General features: G+C 68.8%; 11 protein-coding genes and 1 other RNA gene. 9 read left to right on the forward strand and 3 right to left on the reverse strand.

Going from position 1 to position 14,948, the window contains the following annotated elements; genetic code table 11:
- Positions 1 to 117 precede the first annotated feature (117 nt).
- The 5 genes from G8A07_RS19180 to G8A07_RS19200 all read left to right on the forward strand — a co-directional run bounded on the left by G8A07_RS19180 (position 118) and on the right by G8A07_RS19200 (position 2,977).
- Positions 118 to 1,242 (forward strand): AIR synthase-related protein, encoded by a 1,125-nt coding sequence (locus G8A07_RS19180; protein ID WP_195793590.1) that lies wholly within the window; start codon positions 118 to 120, stop codon positions 1,240 to 1,242.
- Between the two features lie 86 nt (positions 1,243 to 1,328).
- Positions 1,329 to 1,709, forward strand: coding sequence for a SirB2 family protein (locus G8A07_RS19185; protein ID WP_195793591.1), 381 nt, complete (start codon positions 1,329 to 1,331; stop codon positions 1,707 to 1,709).
- A 60-nt stretch (positions 1,710 to 1,769) separates the two neighbouring features.
- An RNA gene (gene ffs / locus G8A07_RS19190) (signal recognition particle sRNA small type) lies at positions 1,770 to 1,867 on the forward strand.
- A 130-nt stretch (positions 1,868 to 1,997) separates the two neighbouring features.
- Positions 1,998 to 2,600 carry a 2-hydroxychromene-2-carboxylate isomerase gene (locus G8A07_RS19195; protein WP_195793592.1) on the forward strand — a complete coding sequence of 201 codons (603 nt, stop codon included), beginning with the start codon at positions 1,998 to 2,000 and terminating at the stop codon, positions 2,598 to 2,600.
- 119 nt (positions 2,601 to 2,719) lie between these two features.
- Positions 2,720 to 2,977, forward strand: a complete 258-nt coding sequence (locus G8A07_RS19200) for a YXWGXW repeat-containing protein (RefSeq protein ID WP_195793593.1) — start codon at positions 2,720 to 2,722, stop codon at positions 2,975 to 2,977.
- 4 nt (positions 2,978 to 2,981) lie between these two features.
- On the opposite strand, the gene G8A07_RS19205 is transcribed toward G8A07_RS19200, so the two are convergent.
- From G8A07_RS19205 to hrpA, 3 genes are all read right to left on the reverse strand, one after another.
- Positions 2,982 to 5,381, reverse strand: coding sequence for a serine/threonine protein kinase (locus tag G8A07_RS19205; RefSeq protein ID WP_195793594.1), 2,400 nt, complete (start codon positions 5,379 to 5,381; stop codon positions 2,982 to 2,984).
- Between the two features lie 48 nt (positions 5,382 to 5,429).
- Positions 5,430 to 7,349: an HDOD domain-containing protein gene (locus G8A07_RS19210; RefSeq protein WP_249937057.1), complete on the reverse strand. Its 1,920-nt coding sequence runs from the start codon at positions 7,347 to 7,349 to the stop codon at positions 5,430 to 5,432.
- A gap of 77 nt (positions 7,350 to 7,426) precedes the next feature.
- Positions 7,427 to 11,257 carry an ATP-dependent RNA helicase HrpA gene (gene hrpA, locus G8A07_RS19215; protein WP_195797855.1) on the reverse strand — a complete coding sequence of 1,277 codons (3,831 nt, stop codon included), beginning with the start codon at positions 11,255 to 11,257 and terminating at the stop codon, positions 7,427 to 7,429.
- A 144-nt stretch (positions 11,258 to 11,401) separates the two neighbouring features.
- Here hrpA and argA point away from each other — a divergent pair, with 144 nt between their 5' ends.
- The 4 genes from argA (at position 11,402) to G8A07_RS19235 (ending at position 14,804) form a co-directional block, all read left to right on the forward strand.
- Positions 11,402 to 12,742 (forward strand): amino-acid N-acetyltransferase, encoded by a 1,341-nt coding sequence (argA, locus tag G8A07_RS19220; protein ID WP_195793595.1) that lies wholly within the window; start codon positions 11,402 to 11,404, stop codon positions 12,740 to 12,742.
- Between the two features lie 54 nt (positions 12,743 to 12,796).
- Positions 12,797 to 13,069 carry an oxidative damage protection protein gene (locus G8A07_RS19225; protein ID WP_195793596.1) on the forward strand — a complete coding sequence of 91 codons (273 nt, stop codon included), beginning with the start codon at positions 12,797 to 12,799 and terminating at the stop codon, positions 13,067 to 13,069.
- Positions 13,070 to 13,261: 192 nt separating this feature from the next.
- A complete protein-coding gene (locus G8A07_RS19230) occupies positions 13,262 to 14,308 on the forward strand; it encodes a Fe(3+) ABC transporter substrate-binding protein (RefSeq protein WP_195793597.1) in 1,047 nt (348 codons plus the stop codon).
- Positions 14,309 to 14,504: 196 nt separating this feature from the next.
- Positions 14,505 to 14,804, forward strand: coding sequence for an H-NS family nucleoid-associated regulatory protein (locus G8A07_RS19235; RefSeq protein WP_195793598.1), 300 nt, complete (start codon positions 14,505 to 14,507; stop codon positions 14,802 to 14,804).
- The last annotated feature ends 144 nt before the right edge of the window (positions 14,805 to 14,948 follow it).

The following is a 14,948-nucleotide window of genomic DNA, read 5'->3' on the forward strand; positions in this document are numbered from 1 at the left end:
CCCGAGGGGACGGGATGCATGGGCGGTTCAACCGCCCATGCATCCCTGCGGCGCCCGCCTTGGGGCGGCCCGGCGGCGGGCGCGAATACCCAATACCGGGTGAACGATAATTGCCGGATGAGCACGCACGCCCCCTCCTCGCCCGACACCCTCAGCTACGAGCAAGCCGGTGTCAACTACGACCTGATCGACCCGCTGAAGATCGCCGCCCAGCGCGCGGCCGCGGCCACCGGCGCCCATCTGGGCGGCCATGGTTTCAGCGAAGTGCCGGCCTCGCGCGGCGAGTCGGCCTATGTGGTGGACGTGGGCCCGTTCTACCTGGCCTCGATCGTCGAGTGCCTGGGCACCAAGACCCTGGTGGCCGACGAGATGAGCAAGCTCACCGGCAAGAGCTTCTACGCCGGCATCGCGCAGGACACGATCGCGATGGCGATCAACGACCTGATCACCGTCGGCGCGACGCCGCTGGTGGTGCAGGCCTACTGGGCCGCCGGTGGCTCGGACTGGTTCGGCGACAAGCTGCGCGCCAACGAGCTGGTGACCGGCTGGAAGAAGGCCTGCGACACCTGCCAGGTCGCCTGGGGCGGCGGCGAGACGCCAGCGCTGGCCGGCATCGTGGAAGAAGGCCGCATCGACCTGGCCGCCTCCTGCACCGGCCTGATCAATCCCAAGACCCGCCTGTCGGTCGGCGACAAACTAGGCCCCGGCGACGCCATCGTGCTGCTGGCCTCCAGCGGCATCCATGCCAACGGCCTGAGCCTCGCGCGCAAGCTGGTGGAGCGCCTGCCCAAGGGCTACCTGACCGAGATCGCGCCGGGCCTGAGCTACGGCGAGGCCCTGCTGGCCCCGACCATGCTCTATTCGCCGGTCACCGAGGCGCTGTTCAAGGCCGGCATCACGCCGCATTACTGCGCCAACATCACCGGCCATGGCTGGCGCAAGCTGCTGCGCCATCCGGGCCAGTTCACCTACCGCATCCACACGGTGCCGCCGGTCACGCCGGTGCTGAAATTCATCCAGGAACAGGCCAAGCAGGACGACCGCGAGGCCTACTCGACCCTGAACATGGGGGCAGGTTTTGCCCTGTTCGTGCCGGCCGCCGAGGCCGAGCGCACCGTCGAGATCGCCAAGGCCTGCGGCGTCGACGCCTGGGTCGCCGGCGCGTTGGAAGCCGGCCCCAAGCAGCTGCTGATCGAGCCGCTGGACATCCGTTTCAGCGACGACGACCTGCAGCTGCGCTGAGCCGCCCGGGCCACCCGGTCCCGGCTTGACAGCCCCTCGAGCGCCGGCCAAGCTGGCGCCATCGAGCGAGAGGGGATATCGCCACCGTGGACTGGTTCTACACGCAGATGCTGGAGCTGCACCGCATCCTGGCCTGGTGCAGCGTGCTGATGTTCTCGGTGCGCGGCCTGGCCTTCCAGGCCGGCGCCACCGGCTGGGCCACCGACAGCCGCGGCGGCCTGATCGCCTTCGCGATCAATCTGCTGATGGTGGTCAGCGGCCTGAGCCTGTGGGTGCTGCTGCACTTCGATCCCCTGCGCGACGACTGGCTGCTGGCCAAGCTGATCGCCGTCTGCGGCTACGGCGCCTGCGCCCATTGGTCGATGCGCGAGGACCGCATCAGCCTGCCGGTCTACCTGGCCGCACTGCTGCTGCTGGCCTATGTGATGGCCATCTCCTACACGCGCGCGCCGCTGCTCGGCCTGTGATGAGGATCATCCCGCACCATTTGCCTCGGGACCCCGCGCGCATCGCTTACAATGCGCGCTGACGGGCCTCCTCGCATGGAAGCGCGGCCAACCGGGTCAGGTGGGGAACCAAGCAGCCCTAACCGTTGTGACCAGTGCCGGGGGTAAGGCTCGTCAACCCCACCCCTCTTTTCTCTGCCGCGCCCGCACGCGACAGACTCCTCCCGTCTCCCCCGCCTGCCTACAATCCGCGCGCAACCGTCGCGCCGCGGCGAACTGCATGCAGCCACGACCAGGAGCCTCTTGCACATGTCCGCACCGATCGATTTCTACTTCGACTTCGCTTCGCCCTATGGCTATATCGCGGCGCAGTCGATCGATGAACTGGCGGCGCGCCATGGCCGCGCGGTGAACTGGCATGCGATCGTGCTGGACGCGAACTTCCAGTCGCTGGAACGCATCCGCATCCCCAACAGCGTGATGCGCAGCGAGTACATCCTGCGCGATGTGCAGCGCCTGGCCACCTATATGGACGTGCCCTACAAGGCGCCCAGCTCGCTGGGCTTGCACACCGACCAGGCGGCCAAGATCTTCCATGCGTTGAAGGACCGCGACCCGGCGCTGGGCCGGCGCTTCGCGCAGGCGGTGTTCCGCGCCTACTTCGTCGAGGACCGCAATATCGCGCAGGACGAGGTGCTGCAGGAGATCGGCCGGGCGCTGGGCATCGAGGCCGAGGAATGGCGCGCGCTGGGCCATGAGGGCGCGGCCCGCGCGCGGCTGAAGGCCGAGATCGACCTGGCCGAGGCGCGCGGCGTGTTCGGCTCGCCCTTCTTCATCGTCGAGGGCGAACGCTTCTGGGGCAATGACCGCCTGCCGCAGCTGGAGCGCTGGCTGGCCCAGGGCCCCTACTGAAGAAAATGCGCAGCGCGGACACAACTGTTTCGCGCAGGTAATCCTGCCGCGCCGGCGTCATCGCGCCGGTGCCGCGACGCGTTGCCAAGGCAGGTACCGCGTTTCGCAGGAGGTCCGCCATGCGCCATCGTGTTTTCTCGCGCCTTGCCCTCGTCGGCGCCGCGGCCCTGCTGACGGGGCTCAGCGGCTGCGTGGTCGCGCCGGTCGGGCCGGCCTATGCGGTCGACGACGGCTATTACCACCGCGGCCCGCCGCCGGTGGTCGGCCATGTCTGGATCGACGGCTACTGGACCTGGCAGGCCGGGCGCCGCAGCTGGGTCGGCGGCCATTGGGGCCCGCCGCACCGGCCGCGCGGCTACCACCACCGCGGTCGCTGATCAGTCAGTTCGCCTGCCGGAAGGCCATCACCGCCTGGTTGCGCAGGGTGCGCAGCAGCGACAGCTCCTTCTCGCCCAGGTCGATGCCGCCGGGCCGCGCCTTGTCGGCATAGATCATCGCGAAGGGCGCGCCCTTCACCGCCATCGGCAGGATCAGGAAGCTCGCCGCCTTGGGCGCACCGCGGAACCAGTCCGGCAGGCGCTCGGCGATCTTCGGCACCGAGGCGTCGGCGATCAGGGTGTCCACACCCTTCTGGCAGACCGCGGCGAACAGGTCCGCATGCACGCCCGGCGGCGTCTTCAGCGGCACGCGGAACAGCGGCACCACCGCCTCGACGCCCTCACCCAGGCCGAAGCGGCCGGTCAGCGCCTCGATACGCGGATCGCGCAGGCAGAAGATCACGCGGCGGAAACCCAGGCTGCGGTAGATGGTCTCGAGGATCATGCGCAGCACCTCGTTGAGCTTGAAGCTCTCGACCATCGCATTGGTGATGTCCTGGATGCCGGCGGCCAGGGTCTCGGCCGCCTGCTCGCGGCTCATGTCGACCGTGGCATCGGCCACCAGTGTGGCCTGCAGCTCATGCGGCGAGAGGCTGTCGTCCTGGGTCGGCACAACCGGCGCCAGCAGGCGCTGCGCCGGCGACTGCTTGGCGGGCTTGATGTCCATCGCCTGCGCCAGCTGGGCCAGGCGTTGGCGCGCCTGATCGGCGGCCGCGTCGAAGGCCTCGATCGGCACGCCCAGCGAGCGCGAGTAGCGCTGCGCCATCGCCTTCAGCCGCGCATGGGTCTGCTCCGGCTCGGTCTGCAGGATCAGGTCCGACATCTCGTTGGCCGCGCGCGCCAGCCAGCGCTGGCGCTCGGCCGGGTTGTCCAGCAGGCGCATCGGCGGCTCGCCGTCGGGGCGGCGCATGCCGCGCTGCAGGGTGTCCGGCAGCCCCCATTGCCGGGCCACGCCCAGGCCCAACTGCTCGTAGCTCAGGCCCAGCACCTGGGCCGAGGCCAGCGCCTCGCTGACCGGCGGCGCGGCGGCCTCGCCGGGGCGGCGCTCGGGGCGCGTGACGCGGCGCACCTGCTGCGCCTCCTCGGGGAAATAGAACTCGGTCAGCAGCCGGCCCAGGTTCTGCAGCATCGCGACCAGGAAGCTCTCCTCGTTCTCGCGCTGCACCAGGCACAGCTCGCGCGCCAGCGAGCCTGCCATCAGCGAGCGCAGGAACTCCTCGCGCAGCAGCTGGGCATGGGCCTTGTTCTCCATGCGCTCCAGCAGGATCAGCGACAGCGCCAGGTTGCGGATGCCGGCGAAGCCGATCAGCGCCGCGGCGCGCGAGACGGTGGAGATGCTGCCGCCGCCGGCATGGCTGAACTGCGCGGTGTTGACCAGGCGCAGCAGCTTGTGGGTCAGCGCCACGTCCTTCAGGATCTCGTTCGAGAGGCTGGTGATGCTCTCGTGCTCCGACTGCGTCAGGCGCTGGATGCGGCCCACCGCGTCGGACATGGCCGGGAAATCGGTCTTGTGGCGCATGCGGCGCAGCAGGAAGTCCAGCGCCGCGGTATCGCCCGCGTCGCCGGCCGGCGCCACCGCCGGATGCAGCCATTCATGCAGCGCATCGTGCAGCGCGCGCACGCTCGGCCAGCGCTGCGCGGCGTCGCGCGCCAGGCCGCGCTGCACGATCGCGCGCAGCTTGTCGTCCACCGCCGCGTCCAGGCCCGAGGGCAGCAAGAGGTCCTGCTCGGCCGCGCGTCGCACCGCGCGCCAGGGATCAGGGTCGGCATTCAGGCGCTGGCCCGACAGCAGCTCGGCCAGCATCACCGCCGCCGCGAACACGTCCATCGAGGCGGCCGGCGCCTCGCCGCGCGCCGCCTCCGGCGAGATATAGCCGGGCGTGCCGACGATGCCCTGCGGCCGGCCCGCCTCGCTCAGGCGCCCGGCGATGCCGAAGTCCATCACGCGCGGCCGGCCCTTGGCATCGAGCAGGATGTTCGAGGGTTTCAGGTCGCGGTGCACGACACCCGCAGCATGCGCGGCCGTCAGGCCGTCCAGCACGCCCAGCATCAGCTCCACCGCCTGGCGCGGGTCCGGGCGCGGGCCCTGGCGCAGGCGCTCGGCCAGGGTCTGCCCGGCCACATACTCGAACACCAGATAGGCCTGGCCGCCCTGCATATCGGCCTCGAACACCGGCACGATGTTCGGATGCGTCAGGCGGCTGACCGCGCGCGCCTCATGCAGCCAGGCCTCGACATGGGCCGGCGCGGCGCCGGCCAGCAGCACCTTCAGCGCCACCTCGCGGTCCAGCCGCGGGTCATGGGCCAGCCAGACCACGGCCTGGGCGCCCCGGCCCAGCTGGCGCAGCGGGCGGAAACGTCCCAGCGCGGGCGGCAGCGGCGCGGCGGGCGGGGAGGCGGGCATGGAGGACCTTGTTGTGAAAGCGCGGGGGCGACGGCGAAGCGGCTGGCCTCAGGACGGGACGGGCGGCTCCGCCGGCGGGGGCGGCTGCGGCTCGGCGCCGTCGGCCCGCGGCCGCAGCTTGGCGCGCAGCGCCGAGGGCTGGGAATGCTGGAAGGCCGGCGGCTGGGCCTCGGCCGGCGCGGCGGCGCCCTCCTGCGCCTCGGCCGCGGCCGGGTTCAGCGCCAGCAGCACGTCGCGCAGACTGATGCCCAGCGCGCGCGCATAGCGGCGCGTGGCCAGCTCGACGCCGGCCTGGCGCTTCTGCTCGGGCAGCTGCAGCGCGTCGATGATCTCGTTGGCCAGGCTGCAGGTCAGGCGCAGCAGCTCGGCGTCGCCGCTGTGCGCGCTGGCGCGCACCGGCGTGTCGGGCGCATGGCGGCGCATCATGTGCAGCAGCTCGTCGCCCAGGCTCCAGTAGCGCGCCACCGCGGTGCCCATCGCCTCCAGATCGCAGCCCAGCACCGCATAGGCCGCAGCCTGCTCGCTCATCGCGGTGGGATGCGGGTTGTCGGCGGTCGGCTCGGCCGGCACCATCAGCTGGCGGATCTGCTGGGCGTCGTCCGGGAAATGGTATTGCAGCAGCAGGCGGCCGAGGTTCTGCATCAGCGTGATCAGGTAGACCACCTCGCCGTCGTAGCCGGCCGGGCGCAGCGCCTGCGCCACCTGGCCGGCGCGCTGCACGCGCTTCATCAGGCTCTGCAGGCGTGCGGCATTGGCCTCGCTGAGCGGCCCGGGCCAGGCCTTCAGGCCGCGCGCGGCCTGCTGCACGCCGTTCAGACCCAGCATCGCGATCGCGCGCTGCATGTTCAGGATCGCGCCGCCACCCACCGCCTGGCCCTGGGCCTTCAGCGCGTTGTTGACGCGGCGCAGCAGCTCCAGGCTCAGCGCCATGTCCTGCAGCACCAGGCCGGACAGCTCGCTGGCATGCTGGGCCTCCATCGCCGAGGACTGGCCGATGCGCTGCAGGCGCAGCGAGGCGATCGGCAGATGGCCGACGCGCTGCAGCCGGTCCATCAGCTGGGCGATCATGCCGCCCTGCTCGCTGGCCGCGCCGCGCCAGCCGTCCAGCGCGCGCCAGAAGCTGCGGGCGCTGTGGTAGCGCTGGCGCGCCTGGCGGTCGGCGGCGCGGTTGGCGATCGCGCGCAGCGGCTCGGCGATCGGATGCGGGGTCTCGAAGGACAGGCGCACCAGCTCATGGCCGATCGGCTGCATGCGGCGCACCACCAGCTGCAGGTCGTTCTCGTCCAGCACCGGGCGGGCGTTCAGCATGCGGTGCAGCAGCAGGCCGACGCAGAGCACGTCCTCCTCGGCCGATTCGCGCGCCGCGCGGCGCGCCACCGTGCCGTAGTCGGCATCGGCGGGAAAGACCTCCTGCGCGATCTCCAGGCCCAGCACCCGCACATGGCCTGCGGCATCGATCAGCATCGTGGCAGGCTGGATGTCGCGGTGCGCATGGCCCGCCTCATGGGCGAAGGCCAGGCCCTCCAGGTACTGGCAGACCCAGCCGGCGGCATCCACCGGCAGCGGCGGGCCGACGCGGGTCAGGCGCTCGTCCAGGGTCTCGCCCAGGGCGCGGTCGTAGGCCACATAGGGCCAATGCTCGACCTGGCCGACCTCGACCACATGAGCCAGGTTCGGATGCTGGATGCGCGCGCCGGTGTCGGCCATCTTCAGCCAATGGCTCAGCGCCGACGGGTTGTTGGGCGCCTGGCGCGGCATGCACAGCATCAGCTCCTGACTGCTGCGCGGGTCGAACACCAGCCACAGCATGCTGCGGCTGCTCTTGTTCAGCAGGGCCTTGAGTTCGAAGCGCCCGAAGCGGCGCAGCACGGCCGCGCCGGGAGCGGCGGTCGCAGGGGCGCCAGCGGCGGGCTGGCCGGCATTGAGATCGGCATTCGGCACAGGGTGCGCGTTGGTGGGTTGGACCAAGGTCTTATGTTGCTATTTGACACAGATTGTGCGCCTGCCGATGCGGCAAACAAGCCGCGAATCCGGGGGCAAACCCTTCAGGCGCTCAACTGCGCCCAGACTTTTTCCAATCTTTTCACGCTCACCGGCTGCGGCGTGCGCAGCTCCTGCGCGAACAGGCTGACGCGCAGCTCCTCCAGCTGCCAGCGGAAGTCCTCCAGCCGCGCGTCGCGCGTGCCCTTCAGCTCGGCCAGGCGGCGCAGGAAGCGCTGCTCCAGGGGCCGCAACTCGGCCAGGCGCTGCGAGTCGCGGGCCGGATCGGCGCGGAACTTGTCCAGCCGCGCGGTGATCGCCTTCAGGTATCTCGGCAGATGCTGCGCCTGGCTCCAGGGCGTCGCGGTGACGAAATGTTTGGGCATCAGGCGCTGCAGCTGGGCGGCGATGTCGTCCGCCACCTCCTTGGGCGCGCGGCTGTCCTTGAGCTTGCGGCTGGCGGCCTGGAAGTCCAGCAGGATCTGGTACGTCAAGCGCGCCACTTCCTGGGCGATCAGGTTCAGGCGCGCACGGCCCTCCTCGACCCGGGTCTTGAACTCGAACTCGTGCACCGGCAGCGGCTCGGCCAGGAAGGCGCGGTCCACCGCGACGCCGATGATCTGGTCGCGCAGCTCCTCGGCCGTGCCCAGGTTCATATAGGCGACCGACATCGGCTGCAGGTCCGGGATGTTCTTCTCCAGGTATTTCAGCGGCTCCTTCAGCTGCAGCGACACCAGCCGGCGCAGACCCAGGCGGTGCTTGGCGGCCGCCACCTCGGGCTCGTCGAAGACCTCGATCTCCACATGCGTGCCGCGGTCGATCAGGGCCGGGAAGCCGATCAGGGTCTGGGCGCCCTTGTTCACCTCCATCAGCTCCGGCAGCGTGCCAAAGGTCCAGGCGGTGTAGCGCGCCGCGGCATCATGGGCCGGCTTGGCCTGCTCGGCGGGCTTCTTAACCACTTCAGCGCGTATGCCGCCCTTGGCCACCGGCGGCAGCTCGGGCGCCGGCGCCACCGCCGAGCCCGGCAGCTTCAGCGCCGCCAGGGCCTGGAAGGCCGACCGCGCCTGGCCGCCCAGCTCGGCCTTCAGCGCCGCCAGGTTGCGCGACAGGCCCAGCTGACGGCCATGCTCGTCCACCACGCGGTAGTTCATGAACAGATGGGCGGGCAGTTGCTCCAGCTTGAAGTCGTTCTTCTGGATCGCCAGCTGGGTGCGCTCCTTGACCGACTTCAGCAGCGCCTCGACCAGGCCGCCCTGGGCAAAGGCGCTGAGCTCGCAGAACTCGGCCACATAGTCGGGCAGCGGCACCAGGCGCGCGCGCGGCCTCTGGTGCAGGCTCTTGACCAGGGCCAGCACCTTGGCGCCCAGCATGCCAGGCACCAGCCATTCGCAGCGCTCCTCGCTGACCTGGTTCAGCGCATAGATCGGCACGGTGACGGTCAGGCCGTCGCGCACATCGCCCGGCTCGTGCAGGTAGTCGGCCTTGCAGTCGACGCCGCCCAGGCGGATGGTTTTCGGGAAGGCGTTGCTGGTGATGCCGGCCGCCTCGTGGCGCATCAGCTCCTCGCGGCTGATCTGCAGCAGCTTGGGGTTGCCGCGGCTGGCCTCGCGGTACCACCGCTCCAGCGAATGCCCCGAGCAGACCTCGGCCGGCAGCTGCTGGTCGTAGAAGGCGTAGATCAGCTCGTCGTCGACCAGCACGTCCTGGCGGCGCGACTTGTGCTCCAGCTCCTCGACCTTGGCAATCTGCTTGCGGTTGTGGGCCAGGAAGGGCAGGCGCGTGTCCCATTCCCCATTGACCAGGGCCTCGCGGATGAAGATCTCGCGCGCCGCGACCGGATCGACCTTGCCGAAGTTCACCCGACGGTTGCTGTAGACCACGATGCCGTACAGCGTCGCGCGCTCCAGCGCGATCACCTCGGCCGCCTTCTTCTCCCAATGCGGCTCGGCCAGCTGGGTCTTCAGCAGATGGCCGGCGATGCCCGGCAGCCATTGCGGCTCGATGGCGGCAATGCCGCGGCCGAACAGGCGGGTGGTTTCGACCAGCTCGGCCGCGACGATCCAGCGCCCCGGCTTCTTGCTCAGGTGCGCGCCCGGATGCCGGTTGAATTTGATGCCACGGGCGCCGAGGTAGAAATCGTCCTCGTCGTTCTTCAGGCCGATATTGCCCAGCAGGCCCGACAGCATCGACAGATGCACCTGCTCGTAGGTGGCCGGCGCGCCGTTCAGACGCCAGCCATGCTCGGCGACCACGGTGTGCAGCTGCGAGTAGATGTCGCGCCATTCGCGCACGCGGCGCGGGCTGACGAAGTTCTCGCGCAGCAGTTGCTCATGCTTGCGGCTGGAGAGCTTGTGCTCCCCCTCCCCGCCGCGCGATTCGCCCAGCCATTTCCACAGCTTCAGATAGCCCATGAACTCCGACTTCTCGTCGTCGAACTTCTTGTGCTTCTCGTCGGCCGCCTGCTGCTGCTCCATCGGCCGATCGCGCACATCCTGGCCGGACAGCGCGCTGGCGATGATCAGCACCTCGGACAGCGCATCGCGCGTACGCGCCTCCAGGATCATGCGGCCGACCCGCGGGTCCAGCGGCAGCTTGGACAGCTCCTTGCCCATCGCCGTCAGCTCGTTCAGGTCGTCCACCGCGCCCAGCTCGTTGAGCAGCTGGTAGCCGTCGGCGACCGCCTTGCGCGGCGGCGGCTCGATGAAGGGAAAGGCCTCGACCTGACCCAGGTGCAGGGCCTTCATGCGCAGGATCACGCCGGCCAGCGAGCTGCGCAGGATCTCGGGATCGGTGAAGCGGGGCCGCTCGTTGAAGCTCTTCTCGTCGAACAGGCGGATGCAGATGCCGTTGCTGACGCGGCCGCAGCGGCCGGCGCGCTGGTTGGCCGCCGCCTGGCTGATGGCCTCGACCTGCAGCTGCTCGACCTTGTTGCGGTAGCTGTAGCGCTTGACCCGGGCCAGGCCAGGATCGATCACATAGCGGATGCCGGGCACGGTCAGCGAGGTCTCGGCCACATTGGTGGCCAACACGATGCGCGGCGCGCCATGCGGCTGAAAGATGCGGTTCTGCTCCTGCTCGGAGAGCCGTGCGAACAGCGGCAGCACCTCGACGCCGGGCGGGTGGTGCTTGCGCAGCGCATCGGCCGCTTCGCGGATCTCGCGCTCGCCAGGCAGGAACACCAGCACATCGCCCGAGCCCTCGCGCCAGAGCTCGTCCACCGCGTCGCAGATCGCGTCGTTGACGTCGTACTCGCGCGATTCTTCGAAGGGGCGATAGCGCTGCTCCACCGGGAAGGTGCGGCCCGAGACCATCAGCACCGGCGCCGGCCCCTTGGCCGAGGCAAAGTGATTGGCGAAGCGATCCGCGTCGATCGTCGCCGAGGTCACGACCACCTTCAGGTCCGGCCGGCGCGGCAGCACCTCGCGCAGATAGCCGAGCAGGAAGTCGATGTTGAGGCTGCGCTCATGCGCCTCGTCGATGATCAGGGTGTCATAGGCCTTGAGCAGCGGATCGGTCTGGGTCTCGGCCAGCAGGATGCCGTCGGTCATCAGCTTGACCGAGGCGCCGGGCTGCAGCCGGTCCTGGAAGCGCACCTTGTAGCCGACGATCTCGCCCAGCGGCGTGTTCAGCTCCTCGGCGATGCGCTTGGCCACGCTGGAGGCGGCGATGCGGCGCGGCTGGGTATGGCCGATCAGCCCGCCGCCATTGGCGCGGCCGCGGCCCATCGCCAGCGCGATCTTGGGCAGCTGGGTGGTCTTGCCGGAGCCGGTCTCGCCGCAGACGATCACCACCTGGTGTTCGGCCAGCGCCCGCTGGATCTCCTCGCGCCGGCTGGAAACCGGCAGCGATTCGGGAAACTCGATCGTCTGGGGCAGCGGATTGGCCGGTGCCGGCACGCGCGGCGCGCGGCCCTTGCTGGGGGGGGATGGCTTGGAATTCACTGGGCGCGGATTATCCGCGAGCGCTGCGGCACAATTCCGCTCTGGTTTTCTTTGACCCTGCCTCAACCGCCCAACCGCCGCCTACCCGCCCGCGCCTCGATGAGCCTTGTCTTTCCCCATACCTTCGTGCCCTGGTTCCGTTCGGTGGCGCCCTATATCCACGCCTACCGCGGCGAGACCTTCGTGGTCGGCATGCCCGGCGAGCTGGTGGCGGCCGGCAAGCTGAACGCCTTCGTGCAGGATCTGTCGATCCTGCATGCGATGGGCATCAAGATCGTGCTGGTGCACGGCTTCCGCCCGCAGGTGAACGAGCAGCTGGTGGCAAAGGGCCAGACGCCGCGCTTCCACCAGGGCGTGCGCATCACCGACGCGGTGGCGCTGGACTGCGCCCAGGAAGCCGCCGGCCAGCTGCGCTTCGAGATCGAGGCGGCGTTCTCGCAGGGCCTGCCCAACACGCCGATGGCCAACGCGACGGTGCGGGTGGTCTCGGGCAACTTCCTGACCGCACGCCCGGTGGGCATCGTCGACGGCGTCGACTACCAGCACAGCGGCCTGGTGCGCAAGGTCGACGCGGCCGCGATCCAGCGCGCGATCGACTCGGGCGCGATCGTGCTGCTCTCGCCCTTTGGCTTTTCGCCCACCGGCGAGGCCTTTAACCTGACGATGGAAGAAGTGGCGACCAGCGCCGCGATCGCGCTGCAGGCCGACAAGCTGCTGTTCATGACGGAGGTCGACGGCGTGCACGAGGTGCCACATGACCCGGAGAGCCCGATCGACACCGAACTGGCCCTGGCCGACGCGCAGCGCCTCTTGGCCAACCTGCCCAAGCCGACCCAGCCGACCGACGTGGCCTTCTACCTGCAGCATTGCGTCAAGGCCTGCCAGGCCGGCGTCGAGCGCTCGCACATCCTGCCGCTGGCGGTCGACGGCGCGCTGCTGCAGGAGGTCTACACCCATGACGGCATCGGCACCATGGTGGTGGACGAGAAGCTGGAGAGCCTGCGCGAGGCGAACCCGGACGATGTCGGCGGCATCGTCGCGCTGATCGAGCCCTTCGAGCGCGACGGCACCCTGGTCAAGCGGGACCGCAATGAGATCGAGCGCGATATCGAGGCCTACACCGTGATCGAGCATGACGGCGTGATCTTCGGCTGCGCCGCGCTCTACCCCTATACCGAGGCGCGCACCGCCGAGATGGCGGCGCTGACCGTCTCCAGCGAGGTGCAGGGCCAGGGCGACGGCGACCGCATCCTCAAGCGCATCGAACAGCGCGCCAAGGCCATGGGCCTAGCCAGCATCTTCGTGCTGACCACCCGCACGATGCATTGGTTCATCAAGCGCGGCTTTTCGCCGGTCGAGCCGGAATGGCTGCCGGAGGAGCGCAAACGCAAATACAACTGGGACCGGCGCTCGCAGGTGCTGGTCAAGAAGCTCGGCTGAAACCGGTCCGATCCCGGGGCACGGCCCCCTCCCCTTAAACGAACAGAGGTTGTTATGGCACGCATGGTGCAATGTGTTTACCTGAAGAAGGAAGGCGAAGGCCTGGATTTCGCGCCCTATCCCGGCGAATTGGGCAAGCGCATCTATCAGAATGTTTGCAAGGAGGCCTGGGCCGCCTGGATGAAGCACCAGACCATGCTGGTGAATGAAAACCGCCTGAACCTGGCCGACCAGCGCGCCCGCCAATACCTGGCCCGCCAGATGGAGCAATTCTTCTTCGGCAGCGGCGCCGAGCAGCCGGCGGGGTATGTCCCGCCGACCGAGTGAGCCCTGCGAACGAGGGAACTGCGGGGAAGGATCATTTGCGCGCAGCGCAAGTGAGACTTCACCAACAGCCGGCGGGTTACGTGCCGCCCGCTGAATGAGCTCAGAGCCCAAATTCCGCGCACCAACAAACAAGAATCATTCTTGTTGAGGGTAAACTCCAGGCCACCTTCTTCTTGATGGCTTGGAGACCCCATGCGAATTTCCCGTCTCGTCAAAACCCTCGTCGCCAGCGGTCTGCTGGCGGGTCTGGCCGGCACCGCGCTGGCCCAGGAACAGGTGCTGAATCTCTATTCGGCACGCCACTACCAGACCGACGAGGCGCTTTACAGCAATTTCACCAAGGCCACCGGCATCCGCATCAACCGCGTCGATACCGATGACGCCGGCCTGGTCGCCCGCCTGAAGAGCGAAGGTGCCTCCAGCCCCGCCGACGTGGTCCTGCTGGTCGACGCCGCCCGCCTGTGGCAGGCCGAGAACGACGGCCTGTTCGCGCCGGTCAAGTCGGCCGTGCTGGAACAGCGCATCCCGGCGCATCTGCGCTCCACCGACAAGGGCCAGGGCTCCGACTGGTTCGGCTTCTCGACCCGCGCCCGCGTCGTGGTCTACAACAAGCTGAGCGTCAAGAAGGACGACGTCGACACCTACGAGGAACTGGCCGACCCGAAGAACAAGGGCAAGGTCTGCCTGCGCAGCGGCTCGCACCCCTATAACCTGTCGCTGTTCGGCGCGATGTACGAGCATATCGGCGCCGAACGCACCGAGGCCTGGCTGAAGGGCATCGTCGCGAATATGGCGCGCGCGCCCAAGGGTGGCGATACCGACCAGATCAAGGCGGCCGCCAGCGGCGAATGCCAGATCGCGGTAACCAACAGCTATTACCTGGCCCGCCTGATGCGCTCGGACAAGCCCGAGGACCGCGCCGTGGTCGAGCGCCTGGGCGTGGTGTTCCCGAACCAGCAGAGCTGGGGCACGCATATGAATATCGCCGGCGGTGCGATGGCCAAGCATGCCAAGCATCGCGAAAACGCCATCAAGTTCCTCGAGTACCTCAGCTCGCCGGAGGCGCAAATCTATTTCGCCAACGGCAATAACGAATGGCCGACGGTGCCGGGCGTGAAGGTACCCAATCCCGCGCTGGAAGCGATGGGCGCGTTCAAGAGCGAAACCATCCCGGTTTCCGCGGTGGGCGCCAATCTGCCCAAGGTGCAGCAGCTGCTGGACAAGGCCGGCTTCAAATAAAGCCTGCCCCCTGGATGCGGGTTTGTTTTTGTCGCAGGCCCGCATCAATATCCGCCAAGGTCCGTTCGCGGGTCCTGGCGGGAATATTGCAACGATCCGATTTATCTGCGCATAATCCTCGCCAGGGAGTTTCCGAGACCGCCACTTAATGCCTGGCGGTGACGCTTGAACCTGAAACCAGTGAGGATTTGCAACGATGGCATCATCTCTCAAAGACCTTTTGGCCCAGCGGGCCGCGCTTGACGAGCAAATTGCCCAAACCAAGGATCGCGAGCGCGCCGATGCGATTGCCAAGGTCAAGAGCCTGATGTCCGACCATGGCCTGACCCTGGCCGACCTGAGCAGCCGCACGCCCAAGGCCGGCAAGGTCTCCAAGGTGGCGGTCAAATATCGCAACCAGGCCACCGGGGAAACCTGGAGTGGCCGCGGCCTGCAACCCAAATGGCTGAAGGCGGCCATTGCCGGCGGCGCCAAGCTGGACGATTTCCACGTTTGACGATTCCGAGCCGGGCGCAGCATCGAATCCTCCCGATGCGCTGATCGGCCCCCGGCATCTTCATGCAATACATCGGCCGCCCTCGGGCGGCCTTTTTCATTCCTGCCGGCGCGGGTTTCGGAGCACCCCAACTGCAGGGGGCGC

The organism is Roseateles sp. DAIF2 (assembly GCF_015624425.1).
GTDB lineage: Bacteria > Pseudomonadota > Gammaproteobacteria > Burkholderiales > Burkholderiaceae_C > Kinneretia.